A 2,383-nucleotide genomic window follows, 5' to 3' on the forward strand; every position below is an offset into this window, starting at 1 on the left:
GACCAGTTTGGGGCGTACCATCTCGGCAATGCGCAAAATCGTGTCAGTTACCTTGACCTTGCGGGCGGTTCCGGCGGCGTGGATGTTGGAGCGGACGTCGCCCTTGGCTGGGATGCGGCGAAAGGCGGCGTAACTGCCGTCGCGCAGCAGCGGCAGGCCGTTCATCAGGAAAAGACGCACGTCACCAGCCTTGGCCTCCGGAATGTACGCCTGCGCGATGAGATAGCCGTCACCGCTGGCCGCCTCGAAAATCTGGTTGAGGTTGGAATCGGTAGGCGTCGCGATGTGGAAGACGTTCTTGCCACCCGACCCTTGCAGTGGTTTGACGATGCAGCCCTTCGAGTGTTTGTCGATGAATGCGCGGATCTCGGCAATGCTGCGCGATATAAGGGTCGCCGGCCGAACCGCTTCGGGAAAGGTCTGCAGGTAGAGCTTGCTCTGTGCCTGCGCCAGACCATCCGGATCGTTGACGACGATGACGCCTTGTTCCGCTGCGAGCCGCCCGAACATGATGCCTGCGTTGGCGGCCCATGGTCGATCCCTGACGTCGAGCGACGGGTCGTTGCGCAGAAACAGGATGTCGATATCGCTTATCACGAAGGTCTTTTTCTGCTTCGCGGCATCCTTCAGGGCGGCATGCAGCTTGTCGGGCGTCTTGTAGGAAGCGTCCGGCAAGACTGCGACGCTGACAGCCAGGCTGTCATCCGGACGCAGTATGAAGTCTCCGGGTTCGACATAGACAACCGAATGTCCGCGCTGGACTGCAGCCAGCGCCAGCGTTGTCGTCGTGTAGCCTGGCGTCTCGCTCTCGATCGAATTGACGAAGAACGCAATGCGCATCGGGGATGCTCCCTCAAGTCCCAACCATATCGATCGGATCGATTCCCGCCATCGCCTTCTTGAGCCGCGGACGCGCCGCGTCGGAAGAAAGGAATGCAGGTTCGAGGCGCGGCGCGCGCAGCAAGCCGCGCGCATTGAGTTCCTGGATTGCGCCGAAATGCGCGGCGGAGATCTTGCCGATCCAAAACGGCGTAAGGCTGCCGCCGCCTCTCAGATGATCGAGGACCTGCACCACGCCGCGCAGATAGATGGCGTCTTTTGCCAGGCCACCACCGCGAAAGACACGCAGAACGACGTTGAAGGCGCTGCGATCATCGAGACCGAAATCCTTATGGAGAATGCGGAAAGTTTCCTCGAACGTCGCGCCGTCGAGCATCGCCTGACACGCGAGAACCCTGGCCGCGATCAGTCGCAGCCGCGCCGCGGTCATGCCGCCGACCAGATATTCCGCCAGCACGGCCAGTCCCTCCTGCATGCCCTCGTAGCCGGCGAGCCCATTGCGGAAGATGGCAAGCCCCTGCGCATCGCCGTTGAAATAGGTCACCAGGTGGACACCGATCTCGTGACTGAGCAGCGCGGTCAGACGCTCCGGTGGAAGGTTGGTATCGCGCGAAACTAGCAACCGGTTTCGAGAGACGAGGAGGCCGGCCGGCAGGTCGCCGCGGATCTCCACGGAAGCATCGAAATCGGAATAGGCGGCACGGTATCCAGCGATCATGTCACGCGCGGCTGCGGCGACAGCATCGGCGCCCAATCCCTCCTGCCTCACCGACGGCGCAGCGCCAGGCGCCTTTTCGACAATGGCGCGTGCTCGCGTCGCCAGACTCGGCTCGACGCTGCCATAGAGTGCTCGTCCGAGCTCGACGAAACGGGGCGTCTCGCGCGCCGCGAGCATCGACAGCTGCAGATCGAGCTCCTGCTGCTTTTGCGAGAACAGCGTGGTCAGCAGCGGATCTTCCAGATGATCGAGCGAGACCGAGTAGAGCTTCCGCTTCTGCGCGGCGACCTCGAATTCGAGCGGCCTGTAGAGCAGTGCTGGGACATGCTCGAAGCCGCCTGCCTGGAATTCCAGCCAGGCCGGTTCGGCGTTGATCGGTGTGACGGCAAGCAGGAAATCGAATGTCGACGCGACGCTGTCGAGTGCCCGGTCGGCGCGCACGACAGCGTCGATATAGGCGCGCCGCCCCAACGAACGATGGGTTGCCGGCGGTTCCAGCTTTGATGCCTTCAGAAAGGCGCTGACCGCCTGGAGCGCGGAATCCACCATGTTGGCGACGACAAGATCGCGCAATTCGGGATAGATGCGCTCGCACCCAGGCACCCTGTAGATCGGCGCGAAGCGTACCGTCAGGCCTGCTACATCGTCGAGATCATCCGAGAGCCGTGCTTCGGCGCGGGTCGTGGGAACGAATTCGTCCACGCGCGGCGTGCGGTATTTCGCTTCGCGTCCGGACGCCGCAGCGGCAAAGCGCTTGAGCGCCGCCTTCTCCGCCGCGGTGTCGCCGCTAGCCAGTGCAATCTCGAAAGGCGGCAGGAACGGTAC

Annotated in this window: 2 protein-coding genes; both read right to left on the bottom strand. The window is 62.9% G+C overall.

Annotated elements, in window-relative coordinates:
- Positions 1–840 (bottom strand): glutathione synthase (locus tag EOA29_RS33190; RefSeq protein ID WP_127222186.1); only part of this gene is annotated, 840 nt, incomplete at its 3' end.
- A gap of 13 nt (positions 841–853) precedes the next feature.
- On the bottom strand, positions 854–2,383 hold a 1,530-nt coding region (locus EOA29_RS33195; protein ID WP_127222187.1), incomplete at its 5' end, for a flavohemoglobin expression-modulating QEGLA motif protein.

Origin of the sequence: Mesorhizobium sp. M1E.F.Ca.ET.063.01.1.1 (genome assembly GCF_003998155.1) — a bacterium.
In the GTDB taxonomy this organism is placed as follows: domain Bacteria; phylum Pseudomonadota; class Alphaproteobacteria; order Rhizobiales; family Rhizobiaceae; genus Mesorhizobium.